Origin of the sequence: Paraburkholderia sp. RL17-373-BIF-A (assembly GCF_046030175.1) — a bacterium.
In the GTDB taxonomy this organism is placed as follows: Bacteria; Pseudomonadota; Gammaproteobacteria; order Burkholderiales; family Burkholderiaceae; genus Paraburkholderia.
This window is the reverse complement of record NZ_JARESO010000045.1, coordinates 1-15,333: the sequence shown is the minus strand read 5'-3', so window position 1 is coordinate 15,333 and position 15,333 is coordinate 1. Positions and strand designations below refer to the sequence as shown.

12 protein-coding genes are annotated in these 15,333 nt (G+C 58.7%); 6 read left to right on the top strand and 6 right to left on the bottom strand.

Annotated features, from left to right (window positions below; genetic code table 11):
• Positions 1 to 581: 581 nt before the first annotated feature.
• The 3 genes from P0D80_RS36040 to ydiK form a co-directional block, all read right to left on the bottom strand.
• On the bottom strand, positions 582 to 2,060 hold the full coding sequence (locus P0D80_RS36040; RefSeq protein ID WP_408290958.1) for an alpha-amylase family glycosyl hydrolase: 1,479 nt from the start codon (positions 2,058 to 2,060) through the stop codon (positions 582 to 584).
• 10 nt (positions 2,061 to 2,070) lie between these two features.
• The gene (locus P0D80_RS36035) at positions 2,071 to 4,809 is read right to left on the bottom strand and encodes an MGH1-like glycoside hydrolase domain-containing protein (protein ID WP_408290955.1); all 2,739 of its coding nucleotides are present in this window, start codon (positions 4,807 to 4,809) and stop codon (positions 2,071 to 2,073) included.
• A gap of 268 nt (positions 4,810 to 5,077) precedes the next feature.
• Positions 5,078 to 6,193 (bottom strand): AI-2E family transporter YdiK, encoded by a 1,116-nt coding sequence (ydiK, locus tag P0D80_RS36030; RefSeq protein ID WP_408291018.1) that lies wholly within the window; start codon positions 6,191 to 6,193, stop codon positions 5,078 to 5,080.
• A gap of 336 nt (positions 6,194 to 6,529) precedes the next feature.
• Between ydiK and P0D80_RS36025 the strand changes: the two genes are divergently transcribed.
• Positions 6,530 to 6,718: a hypothetical protein gene (locus tag P0D80_RS36025; RefSeq protein ID WP_408291021.1), complete on the top strand. Its 189-nt coding sequence runs from the start codon at positions 6,530 to 6,532 to the stop codon at positions 6,716 to 6,718.
• Between the two features lie 294 nt (positions 6,719 to 7,012).
• On the top strand, positions 7,013 to 7,552 hold the full coding sequence (locus P0D80_RS36020; protein ID WP_408290953.1) for a DUF4142 domain-containing protein: 540 nt from the start codon (positions 7,013 to 7,015) through the stop codon (positions 7,550 to 7,552).
• A 636-nt stretch (positions 7,553 to 8,188) separates the two neighbouring features.
• Here P0D80_RS36020 and P0D80_RS36015 read toward each other — a convergent pair.
• Positions 8,189 to 9,364 carry an MFS transporter gene (locus P0D80_RS36015; RefSeq protein ID WP_408290951.1) on the bottom strand — a complete coding sequence of 392 codons (1,176 nt, stop codon included), beginning with the start codon at positions 9,362 to 9,364 and terminating at the stop codon, positions 8,189 to 8,191.
• A gap of 514 nt (positions 9,365 to 9,878) precedes the next feature.
• On the opposite strand from P0D80_RS36015, the gene P0D80_RS36010 reads away from it, so the two are divergent.
• Entirely contained in the window at positions 9,879 to 10,265 is a 387-nt protein-coding gene (locus P0D80_RS36010) for a potassium channel family protein (protein ID WP_408183380.1), read from the top strand.
• A gap of 364 nt (positions 10,266 to 10,629) precedes the next feature.
• Here the strand turns inward: P0D80_RS36010 and P0D80_RS36005 are convergent, their stop codons facing one another.
• Positions 10,630 to 10,878 (bottom strand): hypothetical protein, encoded by a 249-nt coding sequence (locus P0D80_RS36005; protein ID WP_408290948.1) that lies wholly within the window; start codon positions 10,876 to 10,878, stop codon positions 10,630 to 10,632.
• A 1,124-nt stretch (positions 10,879 to 12,002) separates the two neighbouring features.
• On the opposite strand from P0D80_RS36005, the gene P0D80_RS36000 reads away from it, so the two are divergent.
• Complete coding sequence (locus tag P0D80_RS36000; protein WP_408290946.1) at positions 12,003 to 12,260, top strand: hypothetical protein; 258 nt, start codon at positions 12,003 to 12,005, stop codon at positions 12,258 to 12,260.
• Here the strand turns inward: P0D80_RS36000 and P0D80_RS35995 are convergent.
• Positions 12,212 to 12,649, bottom strand: coding sequence for a cupin domain-containing protein (locus P0D80_RS35995; RefSeq protein WP_408290944.1), 438 nt, complete (start codon positions 12,647 to 12,649; stop codon positions 12,212 to 12,214). The genes P0D80_RS36000 and P0D80_RS35995 overlap by 49 nt on opposite strands.
• A gap of 441 nt (positions 12,650 to 13,090) precedes the next feature.
• Here P0D80_RS35995 and P0D80_RS35990 point away from each other — a divergent pair, with 441 nt between their 5' ends.
• Both P0D80_RS35990 and P0D80_RS35985 read left to right on the top strand, forming a co-directional pair.
• A complete protein-coding gene (locus tag P0D80_RS35990; protein WP_408290941.1) occupies positions 13,091 to 13,543 on the top strand; it encodes a GlcG/HbpS family heme-binding protein in 453 nt (150 codons plus the stop codon).
• An 82-nt stretch (positions 13,544 to 13,625) separates the two neighbouring features.
• Entirely contained in the window at positions 13,626 to 15,083 is a 1,458-nt protein-coding gene (locus P0D80_RS35985; RefSeq protein ID WP_408290939.1) for a mechanosensitive ion channel domain-containing protein, read from the top strand.
• The last annotated feature ends 250 nt before the right edge of the window (positions 15,084 to 15,333 follow it).

The window sequence follows — 15,333 nt, the reverse complement described above, 5'->3', positions numbered from 1 at the left end:
ATGTGAACACAGCCTTCCAGGATATGCCGCCAGTATGCGGCTCGCGGCGCGGATCTTGAGGCGTAGTGTGGTTTTCCCCGACACGGTCGGATCGATTCGGCTGGCGGCCCGGACTGTGGATTGCCGCGGACGTTACGTATCTCACGGGCGGCCGGACAATGATCAATGGCGTCGAGAACCAAGATCTGCAAAGCAGTACTCGCTATGGGATCACGTTGTCGGTTCCACTTGCTGCACAATGGTCAACCAAACTCGCATGGTCGCGTGGGTTATCGACACGCATCGGTGGAAATTTCCAGACCGTCGCGGTCGCGCTCCAATACCGCTGGTTCAATCGCTGGCTGAACGTGGAAACACTTGGGCTCGCCACTATTCGCGCCACGACTGGTGCGCTTTTACAAGGATCTGCAACGTGCCGGGCGGAGACTCGGACTTGTCCCACGTCAGCGGACGGTCGCGGCCCGTAATAACGCAATGGCGCCGTGGGCACGTCGCGACGGGTGGAGCTGGAGTTGCCCCGGTTTCGCCAACGGGTTACAGCTCGGGTTGCAATGCTCTCACGCCTGGCGTCGTGCGCGCCTTCACGATGCGGTCATTTCGAAGACGTGGTAGCTCCATAGTGGCAGATCCAGGTAAAGACCGCGTGAAATGAGATCGTTGCCGTCGCGATCAAAACTGGCCGGCCCCATCATGTCCTTCATCCGCACCGTGCGGCCGGCCATGTCGGGAAACGGCAGTCGCACGTAACACTGGCTCTGGTTGTCGGCGTAGTTGACGGCAACGAGCCGCCGGTCGCCGTCGGCTCGTTGCCAGGACCACGCGATGAAACAATCCGAGGTCCAGTTGCCCTCCCACGCCGGCACGCATTCGAGCAGGTTCCACGCGCCGTCCCGAAAGACGGGCTGACGCAGCACCGCCAACAGGCTCTCGTAGAACGCCTGCAACGCTGCGTCGATAGGCTCCTGTGGCGACCGGACCAGGTGCGGCGAAATGCGTTTCCTGCAGCCCTCGAACTGGCCTTGGTGAAAGAAGCGCAGACCAGGCGAAAGAAACGTGATGATGGCGCCTGCCTCGTGCCTGCTGGGTTCGAAGGCCGCCGCGGTCCGGGGCTCGTCGTGGTTTTCCAGAAAGCGGGTCAGCTTGTCCTGGTAATCGAGCCCGGCGTGCAGATGCTCGCGCACCGACCGTGCGTGCGCATCGCGCAGGCGGTCATACATCTGCTTGTCATAGGCGTAATCGAAGCCCTGCTGTTGCATCGTCCATTCCAGGTCCCAATAGACCTCCGCCATGAACAGGAACTGCGGATGCTTGCGCTGCACGGATTCGATCGCCTTCGGCCAGAAGGGATCGGCGCGAATGTTCCAGGTGCGTTCGAACACGTCGGGCAAGACCAGCATGGCCATGTCGCATCGCACGCCGTCGCATTGCCCTGCGATTCTTTGCAACTCGTCGATCATCGCCTGCTGTAACTCCGGATTGCCGTAGTTGAGCTGCAACGTATCGGGCCATCCGTCGAAGTATGGATCCCGGCCGTGGGCAAGCACCAGCGGACCGTTCCTTGTCTGCACCCGGCGGTAGTTGCGCGGTGAGCGAGCCAGGTCCGCCTCGCTCCCGTGGACGAAGTAGTCCGGATGCTCATCGATCCAGTCGTGATCCGGCGCCATGTGATTCGGCACGAAATCGAGCATCAGCTTCAGTCCGCGTTGCTGCAGACGCTGCCGCAATCGGGAGAGCGCCCCGGCGCCGCCCAGATCGCGATGGACGGTGTAGCTCTGGATGGCGAACCCGGAGCCAGCGATGTCTTCGTCGCAGAGGTCCGGTATCGTTTCGGCGAATTCGCGACGCCATTCGGGGTTCGCACGCGAGATCGCCTGCGCTGCGTAGCCGGTCTGCCAGACGCTCAGCAACCAGATCCAGTCAAAGCCCAACTCGGCAAGGCGATCCAGTTCGGCATCCGGAATATCGTCCAGCGTCGCGCTCCTCCCCAGCACGCGAGACAACCCGGTCAGCCAGACGCGGGTGTTGATCTGGTACAGCGCCGGGTAGCGTAAGTCGAACATATCCTCTCCTTTACTTCTCGCCGATCCCTTCTCCGCCCACCTGCCCCCTTACGATCCCCGCCATCACACGCGCGCGTTCGGTTTCCAGCATAGTTTGCGCATCGACACGCCCAAACAGGTCCAGGAGAGGGGCGACGAGGCCCGTCCAGCCTGTCTGGTGGCTGGCCCCAAGGCCCGCGCCATTGTCACCGTGGAAGTACTCGTAAAACAGGATCAGGTCGCGCCAATGCGGATCGTCCTGGAATCTGGCCGCCCCGCCGTAGACGGGCCGTAGCCCGTCGGCATCGCGCAGAAACGTACCCGTCAGCCGACGGACAAGCTCCTGCGCTACCTCGAACAGCGTCATGTGCGGACCCGTGCCGGTCGGACATTGAACCTTGAAGTCATCGCCGAAAAAAGTGTAGAAATTCATCAGCGCCCGGACGATCAGCAGATTAACTGGCATCCACACCGGGCCGCGCCAGTTCGAATTGCCACCGAACATGCCGGTATTCGATTCGGCCGGCAGGTACTGCACCTTGTACTCCTGTCCAGCGACGTGAAGCACGAACGGATGTTCCAGGTGATAGCGAGAAAGCGAACGAATGCCGTGCGGCCCCAGGAACTCGTTCTCATCGAGCAGGTAACCGAGCACGCGCTCGAGTTTCCGCTTGTTGAGAATCGATAGAAGTCTCCGTTCCCTATGGCCGATGAAACCCGCGTCGGTCGGAGCCACATGGGCAACCAGCTCGGGGTAGCGTTTTCGAAACTGCGCAATCAGCTCCATCAGCTTCGGATACCGCGTGACAGACTCCGCTTCGAACACCGTGGACGCGCACAGTGGCAACAATCCCACCAGTGACCTCACTTTCAAACGCATCGTCTGGCCGTCGGGGAGCCGCAACAGATCATAGAAAAAACCGTCCTCCTCGTCCCACATCTCATCGCTATGTTCGCCACGACGGTCCATCGCATAGGCGATCCACATGAAATGCTGGACGAACTTGAAGGCGACCTCCTCGTACATCGGGTCGTACTCGGTCAGAATCATGGCCATCTCCAGCATGCTCTGGCAATAGAACGCCATCCACGCCGTCCCGTCCGCCTGCTCCAGCGAGCCACCAGTCGGGAGCTGTGCACTGCGATCGAATACACCGATGTTGTCCAGACCCAGAAAACCGCCAGCGAAGACGTTGCGGCCCGCTGGGTCCTTGCGATTGACCCACCAGTTGAAATTGAGCATCAACCCCTGAAACGAGCGTTCCAGGAATCGCAGGTCGGCCCGACCCAGCTGTTTCTCGTACTTGTACAGCCAGAGCGTGGCAGCGGCATGCACTGGCGGATTCACGTCGCTGAAGTTCCACTCGTAGGCTGGAATCTGCCCGCTTGGGTGGACGTACAGGCTGCGCAGCATCAGCAGCAGCTGCTCCTTGGCGAAATCGAAATCCACCAGCGCCAGGGAGACCGTATGGAAGGCCAGGTCCCAGGCGGCGTACCACGGATACTCCCACTTGTCCGGCATGGAGATCACGTCGGCATTCAACATGTGGAACCACTCGGTGTTGCGCACGTCGTGGCGCTGGGCCTCGAGCAATGGATGACTACGGTGCTCGCGCAGCCAGAGCTGCAGGTCGAAGTAGTAGTACTGCTTGCTCCACAGCATTCCCGCCAACGCCTGACGGTGCACCCGGCGCTGGTCTTCGGTCAACGATGCGGGCGCAATCCGCTCGTAGAACTCGTCAGCGTCGGCGATGCGGCTATTGAATATGTTCTCGAAGTCGCGGAACGCATTGTCCAGTTTGGTTGCCATCAGACGCAGCTGGATGGTCGTGCTGCCGCCGCCGGGCACGTCGCAGATATAGTGGGCCGCGGCCTTGGTTCCGGTCCTGGCGGGATTCACCGCGTCGCCTTGTCCCGAAATGACGTAGGCGTGGAACGCATCCTTGACGTAGGGAGACGCGTTGGGCTGGCCCCACAGACGCTGCGCATTGCTCTCGTTCTCGGTGAAGAGCGTCTCCGGGGAGCCATCGCAATGGAGCCAGTACTGGCCCAGTTCAGGGTGCGTGGCCTGAATGGCGCCTGGGCCCGCATCGAGCAGCGAGGGCTTGCGATCGTCCTCACCCCATGACCATGTGTTGCGGAACCATAGCGTCGGCAGGACCCGCAGCCGTGCCGCTTCTGGTCCGCGGTTGTGCACGGAAATACGAACGAGGATGTCGTCCGGATCCGCCTTCGCGTATTCGACGAACACATCGAAATACCGGTCATCATCGAAGACACCGGTGTCGAGCAGTTCGTACTCGAACTCCTCCCGCGATCGCCTCCGGTTGGTCTCGATCAAGTCCCGATAGGGATATTCTCGCTGCGGGTACTTATAGAGGTACTTCATGTAGGAGTGGGTGGGCGTGCTGTCGAGGTAGAAGTAATATTCCTTGACGTCCTCGCCATGGTTGCCCTCGCTGTTGGTGAGGCCGAAGAGGCGCTCCTTCAAGATCGGATCGCGCTCGTTCCACAACGCAAGCGCAAAGCACAGCTGCTGTCTCTCGTCGCAGAGTCCGCCGAGCCCGTCCTCGCCCCACCTATAGGCACGTGAGCGGGAATGGTCATGGGTGAAGTAGTTCCAGGCATCGCCGTTGTCGCTGTAGTCCTCTCGCACTGTCCCCCACTGCCGCTCGCTGAGGTAAGGCCCCCACTTCTTCCACGGCACCTGGGCCTCACGCGCGTCGTTCAGGCGTTTTTGTTCCGCTACGTCCACGATTCCAGTACCCATGCTTTTGCTCCGTTAGGGGTAAATGACCTCAGCTCGACGCAACACAGGCGGGCGCGCCACACCGAGCGCTCATCGTGCGCGATTCAGGCAACGCCGGTGCATCGGTATGTGTGGCGTTGAACGTTCTGCTTGCTTGAAGACTTCATCAAATACGCCTTGACGGTACAAAAACTCATAACGTCCCCGGGAAACGGCATACCGCCGGTACATTCATGTCAAGCGCGTTACCCGACGCACTCGCCGTATCACGCGCGGCGCGTCGGTGGCGCTACCGCCGCTCGCGATCCGGCGGGTCGCCGGTGCTCGTGAGCGCCGGTTCGATGGGCGCCGGTGGCGCCTCCTCGTCGATCCACGCCTGCAGCAGCGTGGAGGTCACCGCGAGTATCACCGGGCCGATGAACAGGCCGACGATCCCGAACGCGATCACCCCGCCGATCACCCCGATCAGGATCAGCAGCAGCGACAGGTCCACGCCTCGCTTGATCAGCAGCGGCCGCAACACATTGTCGAGCAGCCCGACGAACACCGACCAGACCCCCAGCGCGATTCCCGTGACAAGCTGGTCGTGATAGATCAGCCAGACCACGGCACCGATCAGCGGAAGGCCCGGACCGATCTGCGCGAGACAGAGAATCAGGATCAGCGCTGTCAGGATCCCCGCGCCGGGGATTCCGGCGACGTACAGGCCCAGCCCGGCGAGCGTCGCCTGCGCGACCGCCGTTACGACGATCCCGAGCGCGACCGCGCGGATCGACAATCCGGCAAGCCGCACTGCCGCCGCCCCGCGTTCGGCGGCGATGCGCGCCGCGAAACGCACCACGCTGCTGGACGCGGCCTCGCCCTGCGAATAGAGAATGCCGGCGATGATCAGGGTCAGCACCAGGTGGATCACCAGCAAGCCGACCGTGCCGGCTTGCGAGAGCAGCCATTTCGCGGCTATCAGCGCATAAGGCTGCACTTGTGCAAGGATGCCACCGCGACCTGCGTCGGACAGGCGCTGCCACTCGCGTGCGAGGCCTTCGCCGGCGAGCGGCACCTGATGCAGCCAGCTGGGCGGGGGAGGCAGCGAGTAGTTCGGCAGCGCCTCGGCTTGGTCGACAATGTCGCCGCCGTGCTCGGCGATCGTCGACACCGCCCCGTAGAGCGGCAGCACGATCACGACCAGCAGGCCGACCAGCATCACCGTGACGGCGATCCAGCGGCGGCCACCGACGCGCTTTTCGATACCGATCATCACGGGCCAGGTGGCAACGACGATCATCGTCGCCCAGATCAGCGCCGGCAGAAACGGACGGACGATATAAAGACTGCCGAAGATCAGCAGCGACAGAATCACGATGATCAGCAGGATGCGGGCAATATCCGCTTGCGGTCGCGACTTCACGTCATTCTCCTGACACGCGATCAGGCCAAAGCCGCGCGGGGGCGTGCGGTCCGGTGGCGCATACCGCCGACAGGGCCGCGCGATGGGCTGCGGGAAGGTGGGCGGCAATCTAGTGCTCCCGCAGACAAGATTTCTCGCCCACTCAGCCTATAACCTTCGAAGAACCGCCGCCATTGGACCTTGGTTCAATGGACTGGTCCGCGAGAAACAAGGAGCTGCCCAGGAAGGACCATGAAAAGGCATTGAGGCGGCTGCGCGTGGAACTGTTTAAAGCTGCCGCGACAGTTCGTGCGTTAGGGCCTGTCGCGTGTGTGTGGTGCAGGACACTGCTCCTCGATGCGGGCCTCCATCACAGAGGTCATCGCGGAGCCGCGCCGTTCTGCTCCCGTGACCAGCCTTGGCGATCTGATCGGTATTGAGCCGATCGCCGAGGCGCTGATCAAGACGCTCGCAGGTAAGGCACGAACCGGTCGTCTTGACGAAATGAAAGCGCTGGAACTATTGCGGCAGATCGTGTCGCTCTGACCTGAATCGACCGTTCAGCAGAACTCCGTGGCGGCGGGGCTGCCCGCAGAACGGCGCGCCCTTTCCGCAGACGCCACGGACCCGGTCGTTGAGAAGAGAAACCTGCCTCTTCTCATCGCAGCCCTGATTGCTTGCGCCGGCTGGAGCCGAGCTCTGGAAGCTGCGGGCAACTCGCGTGGCGTTCTTTGTTCGTCTGGTGCACTCGTCGGCTCGCCGGTATAGCATGTCAACTGTGCTGCCGACGTGCGGCTTGAACGGTGCGTCAACGACCGGAACACAAGTTTCAGGTGAGCAATGAACGTGAAATGTACCGCTGGAGCGCTGCTGCTGCTCCTCGCATCATCCATTTGCGCATTTGGTCAGGATGACGGGCTGACCAATGCACAGATCGTCGGTATCATCCTTGTGGCGAATCAGGCGGAAATCGCGGCAGGGCAAATAGCCTTGCGCAGAACTCGGTTGAGAGGCGTGCAAAGCTTCGCGAGCCGGATGGTTGACGAGCATGGACAGGTCATTCAGGAAACCGCCGAATTGCTGCAGAGACTCGGAGCGACTCCACAACGAAGCAAGATCAGCGATGCGCTGACGCGGCAGAGCTACGATGACCTCGCAAGGCTTAACGAAGTCGGAATTTACGATTTCGACCAGACTTACCTTGATCGCGAGGTCATTGTCCTGCATCAGCTGGTCAAAACGGTAGACACCTTCATTCGGACCACGACCAGCATGGAACTGAAGACACTGCTCGTCCAGTCTCGCCCGTCGTTCATTTTTCATCTGGACCAGGCTCAACGATTGCAGCTGACACTGGAACGGCCGGGGTTTCGTCGATGATCTGTACGGCCTTGTCAAGTTGACGAGCGTCGGCTGTTTTCCTAGTCAAAAAGTAGTCATCCTTATCAGATAGCTTCCTCGACTGCGACATTGACGCTCCAATTGTTGGTGTTCACAAATGTTGAAGTTCGCAAATTCTGCTAATGATGTCCGTTGAAGCGCAAATCGTGCCCATTCATTCTGCTAGCGCGGCTTTTCTACCACAACGCGAACTCACTGCCCGACACGACTGACCAAGCGCAGGACGACGCCGTGCTGACCAACATCCACACAAGGGGATGTTGAAGGCCCGATGTGGCACACAACGTGCCGTACTGTATGGCATTTTTGATCTGCGCACTGAGATGGCCACCTTCCGAAGATCAAAAAATGACCTCGGGTATTTGCACTTGCTGCCGCTTCAAGCGAATGCACCTATCGCGCTCCTCTACAACCGCATTAGCCGAATTAGCGGACACGACGAACGCGTTAGCAAAATCAACGGAGGTCCGAGCGTGCTGCGTTGCTGAAATGCAACGCCTAGAAAGACGTGCGAAACCGCTGCTATGCCTTATTTTGCGGCGTCAAAATACAGTCTTACATTAGCGTAGTCTATGGACACGATTAGCAGTTTTTAAGGACTTCAACATTCGACGACTAACGCACACCTCTGATCTGCTGAGTAACACATGCAGCAACGACTGCAAACACGGCCGCCGCGCCGAAGAGAGCAGCATAGTTGCCGGTCGTGCCTGTCGCGCCGATTTTCAATAGGACCGGGGCAAGCACGGGAGCGATCGTCTGCGGAATCGTGCTCGATAGATTGAAGAAACCCATGCCCCTCGCTGCCTGTTCACTGCTGTCAGGCAAAACCTCCGATACCAGAGCGTAGTCGACGCCCAGATACATCCCTTGGGCCAAGCCGGCAACGCCGACCCCAACCACGAACTGACTAACTGATCCGGCGTACGCGACAATAACCATTGCGACTGCGAAAAGCAAAGAGGCAGCGACGACGAACGGTTTGCGGCGGCCAACTTTATCGGAGAGCCATCCGGACGGGATGCTGGAGGCCGCAATGCAGAGAGCTAGCGTGAACATCGCTACGGTGAGCACTGGGGCGACGGTTTTCGTCGTGTAGTGCAGAGTGTCAATAAGGAAATATGTTTTGTACGTCGTCAGGCTGTACAGTGACGTCCAGACCAGAAATCGACCCAACCACGCCAATGCGAAATCGCGGTGTCTGACTGGATTGATCCACAGCGACGATGCGATGGACTTCAGCGACAACGGCACCACCTCGTCCTTGCTCCTGGGCTTCTCGCGCAGGGTCAGCAAAAACGGCAAAACCATCAGCGCACCAACCACGGCCGGCCAAACAAAAGGCCCGTATCCCTCTGTGCCAGCAAGCTGTATGAGGAAGACGCCTCCGACTACGCCTACCTGCGTGGTCATTCCCATCCATCCAGACACCTTGCCGCGCATTTCGGTCGGAACGCGCTCTGGCAAGACTGCGATTGTAGCGGCGATCGCAGCGTTGAAGCAGAGCTGCGCGGCGACCCACCCGACTGTCACCATGTTGACGGTGGTGGCAAAAAACCCGATAAAAAAGATCGACAACGTGCCACCGATCATGCCGCCAATGATAAAAGGACGCCGTTGCCCGAACCGCGAGGTCGAACTATCGCTTAGCGCGCCAAAAATGGGATTGGCAAAAAGGGCGGCAAGGGCGCCAAGACTCGCAACAAACGCCAGCGAAGTGCCCTTATGTGCGGGATCGATCTGCCCTACCCGAAGGGCAAGCGTAACCGATGCAGGCGTGATGAGCGCCACCCAGATCCCGATGATCGCTGCGATATACCGAGCGACGAACCAGCCGCCTCGTCTTTGCCATCATGCTCATCATGCGTTACGGTCCGACCGAATCTACTTCACCGCGTTAACTCGACAGAGCCACAGACACTTCCCTTTCGAAGCCATATCGTTTCTCCAGGACGAGTTGCTGAACCGGTTGCCGTGAATTGCCCGGCAGGACGGTCATCCGGACTGCGGTCACATCGAGGTCCGCAGTGCAATCGCCAAGCCGTATTGACAAACTGAACGGTTCCAAGTCCCGAACTCCCGATGATAGTTGGCTTGGCGAAGAACGGCTATTACATGTATATGCAATGAATCCAGCGAGGCTGTTGGCGCTCGACGCTTGTTCAGCCACGACGGCAGACACCCGCACTTGCCTCGGATTACGTAAACATGCAATATCTCCGCCGGACACAACGTTTTATGTTGGTTCTGTGGACGCGGCTCTCTCTCAAAGAGAGCCCGAATCAACCTGACAGGCTTAAGAGACATGGATAGTGGCAACGAGGACAACCTTCACGCCAAGATCTCGCCGCGTACTGCGGCTGCTGAGGTTGCCAAGGTCCTCTGGCACCTGCGCCGCATTCTGGCCATTCTGGTCGTGCTTTTCTTCTTTCTGTCGATCGCGATGTATTACGGTGGAGGGGCCGTCAACACGGTCACACGTACGCAATCATCTCTGGGCGAGACGTTCTATTTTTGCGCGGTCACTGCGCTGACCATCGGCTACGGCGACGTCGTGCCGACCACAACGCTTGGTCGGATCATCGCGGTTTTGCTTGCTTTCATCGGCGTGTTGATGACGGGGGTAATTACTGGCTCGACTGTTTACGGTATTCAGGTGGCTGCCCAGCGGGCTGGCCTACGGCCAGGCTAGATATGAGGACTCGACGGGCTTCGCCTAAGCATTGCCCAAGACTAAGGGTGTTCCTCGGCCTGGGGTGTCATTCACGTCATCAAGTTCAAGGCCGTCGGGGGACGGCAAGCCCAAAGTCGCGGTTCAGCTTGCCCGGCGCCTAGCCCCGGTCCGCGAGGACAGGATGTGTACGGCGAGCTCGTGCTGGTCCCAATACATCTTGTCCAGTCGATATCTCATGCCCGTCAGCATCAATTCGGTCGCGCCGGCTGTCAATGACTTAAAGTCGTCCGGACCCAAAGACCAGTCTATAAAGCACAGCGAGCAGTGCTGGACAACTTTGCGTCAATTTTGATGAGAGTGAACCAAACCGTGGGAGGTCAATTCACGCCGCTCGGCACGCACTCGGCGAGTTTGCAGCTGCAGAAGTGTTGGTCAACACGGCAAGCTTCTTAACCGAGAATTCTTCGTTGAGAACAGCAACTCTGACTTGTGCCAGCCAGTGCGCTCCCTCGTCCGTCAATCGCATTTGTTGCTTCTTCGCCATGCGATGGCTGACCACCAGATTCACCGCAGACTCGGCAATGCTGCTGCTGATCGGCAGCCCCTTGTGATAGCGCATGCCATAGTTCACGAGCGTACCGGCGTTGTTCTCGTGAAACGAAGTAAAGTCGTCACCAAAAACGAAGTAAAGTCGTCAACACCCGGTTTTGCGTATCGCACACGACAGTTTTGGGGCGTCGATCATTGGAAGCTTCTCAAGCACCGCCCCTGCCACCTGAGCCCGCGAGCTACAGGTCGCAATCGTCAATGCTGTAGGTGGTCAGAATTGCTGCTAGCGAATGTTCATAGGGCGCTAGCATGTTCGTTAATGATGCTAGCGTGCCTTACACACGCCTGACAATTCATTTCGAACAACGCGCTGAGCCTCGAACCAGCAATACCCCTTACTTAGAGCGGGCGCTTGGCACAGTTGGGTAATCGCGGAACGCCACCATGCGTGTCGTTCAGAATATCCCCTCTTACAAGCAATAAAGTTTGGTCCAGAACTCGTCCACCAAGAACAGAACCTGTTTCTGGCAACGTGGCACCCCGCTCAATAAAGATTGCAGATTATGGCAAGCATCTTTCGAATCACATCCGCCGCGAGATTCGATATCCGAGACCGCCAAGGACCACGCTCGCAGAGTTACTGAACACGCTTCATCTCGGTTGTTGCACCATCGCAACAGGCATCGAATCGCGCCGATCGTGTCTTCACCTTACGCAGCGGGGCATTCGACGTCTTAGCCGCTAGCATTCCAGTGAACACGGCTAGCGGCAATTATGAACACCTACAGACGGAGACAATGACACGGTCGAGGAAGGTGACGGAGTTCTGGCTCTGATTGAGCGCCCTGATTGCTGTCTTGCCGAACTGGGCCTGACTCTCGCGGAAGGGACGGCCGTTGCTGGCACAGATGCAAGCCGAGCTCATTTCGAAACAGGTGCAGTCGTGCTCTCAGGCCAGACCCATTGTCGGAACTGCGGTTCGGCCTGAGAGCACGATGACAGCCGCTCGACGGTCTGCGCACCGTCTACGGCAAAGTGACGGTGAAGAGTCCGCGGCTGTGGCCGTGTGCCTGCCAGCGGACTGCGCGGACGGCACAGCACGTAGTGCATCTCCTGTCCAAAGACCTAAGCTGGCGCGTCACTCCGGAGCTTGAATACCTCCAGGCGAAGTGGGCAGCTCATTTGCCATACCGGCAGGCCGCGAACATGCTCAAGGAAGTGCTGCCGCTGGACAAGGGCATTTCGTCCAGCGGCATCCAGAACCGGATTCTCGACATTGGAAAACAGCTCGACACTGACATCGAGCGTGACATCGCGAAACTACCCCAAGCCGTTACAGACGTGCGGATTCGCGAATCCAGCCATGTCGCGGCCGTGAGCGTCGACTCGGACAGCAACAGTAATTCCGGCGAAGCTCAGTCTCCGCTCGGCGCCTGGTTGCGTGGATCGTCGGCAGAATCGTGATAATCGAGGCCGAGCGGCCCAATCGCCATGACCTGCGTGACGTACTCGCCGGATTTGGCCCAGTGGAAGTGCCAGGTCTCACCAGGTAGAACGATGACACTGCCCGGTGGATACGCCTCGACCTTGCTCCCATCGAATTGCTCGCCGAGCCCGATATAAAAGATGCCCGACATCACCGTGTAGATGCGGTCTTCCGGGTGCTTGTGGGGCATCAGCTTGACACCGCCCGGCACTTTCACGCGGATCACATAGGGGCCGGGCTCCGAGGGTTCGCCGATAAGGACGGCGAGACGGGCCGAAGGTGGAAAGGCCGGAAACTGCTTCCACTCAATGTCCTCGGACAGAATAGTTTTGAAGGCAGACTCACCCGGTTGGTGTGTACGAACCATTGCAATGCTCCATTGACAATCCAGATAAGCAATGAGGCTTTTACTCGACGAATCCGCCTGAACTACCGAAGCAACATTCCGGTTCCGGCGCCACATCCGTAAAGGCCTCTCGAAAAACCGGCTTCTACGGCATCTAGAGTGGCCTGATCACCAAGCACTGTAGATTCCCGATCCGGTTACGCAAATATCGCTCGGTAAAAGGAGTTATTCCTGATACGCCACAATTCACTCCAAACCACCAGTTGCCGGAAGTCGCGGGACGCCTCGGCGCCGAGAACTTCCAGACTCTCGTCATTTGCTCGCTCATTACGAACGTGGTAGCTTAGTTTTACGCCAAAGCCTGCGGGTTCGTCGGCTTCGGAGTGGGGATAATCGCGCAGGCATCAGTGCGTGCATGGCGGAAGTTGTGAGCGACAAAGCAGCTGTCTTCTCGAAAGGCAATTGGCGCGATCCACCTACTATGTCGAGGACGATATGCCAAGACGATACGACACCGTTACGCTCGAAGACGCCAAGCGGATGTTGTCCGCCGCGGAGGCAAAGGCTGCGAGCCTGGGAATCGCTTACAACATCGCGGTGGTCGATGCTGGTGGACATCTGGTGGCTTTCTTGCGCCATGACGGCGCGCTCATCGGCAGCATCTCACTCGCCATCAATAAGGCGGTGACAGCAAGAATTTTTGAAAAAGCCACAGCTGACCTGGCCAAGCTCGCTCAGGCGGGCATGCCGCTCTTCGGCATCCAGGAGAGTGGTGTAGGTAAGGTTGTCATCTTCGGCGGCGGCATCCCGATCGTCATCAACGGTAGCATTGTCGGTGCGGTCGGAACCAGCGCAGGAACCGTCGAGCAGGACATAGCAGTTGCGGAGGCTGCGTTGGCTGCGCTCGAGGGCTGAACAACGCCGTCCGGTGCAACGCGTGCGATGGGACACGGCGCCCTGCCGCGGGGCCGATTACGATGAAACGAACACGGAAACCATGAGCCATCCATTACTTGCGGGGTACACGCTCGTAATAGTCGACATGCTACTTTGGCGATTCGGGCGTCCGGAGAATGAAAACACCCGGCTATCCATTCGACTGCTTCTTTTCGCTCTGCTGACTCTACTGCTATTCACCACAGGACTTAGCCCCGTTTCGCCCGTACCCGATGTGCATTCATCTGCTCAGCACGTTGCGGAACAGGTTCTTGAAATAATCTGGTGGCTCAACGGGGCGCGCCTGTTGTCACTTGCGCTCGACGCATTGCTGCTGCCGAAGCGGTGGCGTAAGCAGCGTCTTTTTCAGGATGTGTTCGGGGCGGTGGTTTTTCTTGCCGCAATTGTCGCGGCCCTCGCCTTCGTATTGGACTTGCCAATACGAGGCGTGGTCGCAACTTCAGGGGCGTTGGCGATCGTTCTTGGCCTTGCAATCCAGAGCACGCTGAGTGATGTTTTCGCTGGTATCGTCATTAACACGACCGAGCCGTATCAGGTGGGCGACTGGATTGCTATCGACGGTGATGAAGGCAAGGTGCTTGAGATGAACTGGCGTGCAACGCATCTTTTGACGTCACAAGGCAACGTGGTCATCGTGCCAAACGCCCTGGCTGCAAAAACAAAGATCATGAACCATAGCCGGCCGCCCTCGCTGCATGCCATCAGTGTCTTACTGGAGATATCGCCTGAAGAGCGCCCCAGGACCGTTCTCGCAGCACTCGAAAATGCGCTGGCGGCAACATGTTTCATTTTGCAGACACCCGCCCCCCACGCTCAGGTTAAAAAGACAAATGTCAATTCGATTCAGTATGAGGTTACAGCCTATGTCGACGATATGGAAAGGAAACGCCCAGCCTCCAACGATCTGTACGACCTTTGTTATCGACATCTGGCCGCAGCGGGGATTGACCTGCATCCGCTCGGCGTGACGGGGCCCTCCCGCAATCCGATTGATTCCAGGGAACGGCTCCTTCGCAATGTCGACCTGTTCACAGCGCTGGAAGACGACGAGATCAGGCAACTGGCAGCCAGGCTCACACGACGGGAGCTTGACCGCGGACAAGTACTCGTGACTGCAGATACCGCGCCAAATACTTTGAGCATTGTTGATTCCGGCGTGCTGTCTGTGACAGCTGACGAGACCTCCGGCCAGTTTGAAGTGACACGTCTCGGCCCTGGTGATGCCGTTGGTGAGGCGGGCTTGCTTGCTGGCCTGTCGACAAAGGTCCGGATTACCGCGCTCACAAAATGTGCCGCGTATCAACTCCAGAAAGATGACCTTACGCCAATCCTCCAAACCAATCCTGAAGTCGCGAAACGAATGTGCCGAATGTTGTCGCGCCAGGATGCGACGTTGGGCAAGCTGTCTTCCGAGGTCCAGCAGTCCCCTGCTTCCGAACAGTCTGTGTTTCAATGGCTACTTGACGAGGTGCGAAAACTCCACTCGCTGACATTCTAGATTTCGGTCTCCGATCCGTAGCAAAACTAATTTATTCGCTTCGGAACACGGTTTGGCCGATGTCTTGATGCTCAGCCCAAGCGCCGGCAGCGCGCAACCCCAGTCACCATCCCCCTATCGCCGCAATGCCTAATCAGGTGTCGTACTGAAAATCGCTTTCACCACCTCAGTGGTGAATCTAGGGTCGCCCACCTTGATATCTGCGGACAAGCGCGCTGTAATCTCCTGCAAGAGCCAACCGTTGCCATCC

What these genes read in the sequence shown, in the direction of transcription:
- P0D80_RS36000 (WP_408290946.1), top strand. Translation starts at nt 12,003, where the DNA reads ATGCTCAAGGAAGTGCTGCCGCTGGACAAGGGCATTTCGTCCAGCGGC.
- P0D80_RS36025 (WP_408291021.1), top strand. Translation starts at nt 6,530, where the DNA reads ATGCGGGCCTCCATCACAGAGGTCATCGCGGAGCCGCGCCGTTCTGCT.
- P0D80_RS36035 (WP_408290955.1), bottom strand. Translation starts at nt 4,809, where the DNA reads ATGGGTACTGGAATCGTGGACGTAGCGGAACAAAAACGCCTGAACGAC.
- P0D80_RS36020 (WP_408290953.1), top strand. Translation starts at nt 7,013, where the DNA reads ATGAACGTGAAATGTACCGCTGGAGCGCTGCTGCTGCTCCTCGCATCA.
- P0D80_RS36010 (WP_408183380.1), top strand. Translation starts at nt 9,879, where the DNA reads ATGGATAGTGGCAACGAGGACAACCTTCACGCCAAGATCTCGCCGCGT.
- P0D80_RS35985 (WP_408290939.1), top strand. Translation starts at nt 13,626, where the DNA reads ATGAGCCATCCATTACTTGCGGGGTACACGCTCGTAATAGTCGACATG.
- P0D80_RS36040 (WP_408290958.1), bottom strand. Translation starts at nt 2,060, where the DNA reads ATGTTCGACTTACGCTACCCGGCGCTGTACCAGATCAACACCCGCGTC.
- P0D80_RS35995 (WP_408290944.1), bottom strand. Translation starts at nt 12,649, where the DNA reads ATGGTTCGTACACACCAACCGGGTGAGTCTGCCTTCAAAACTATTCTG.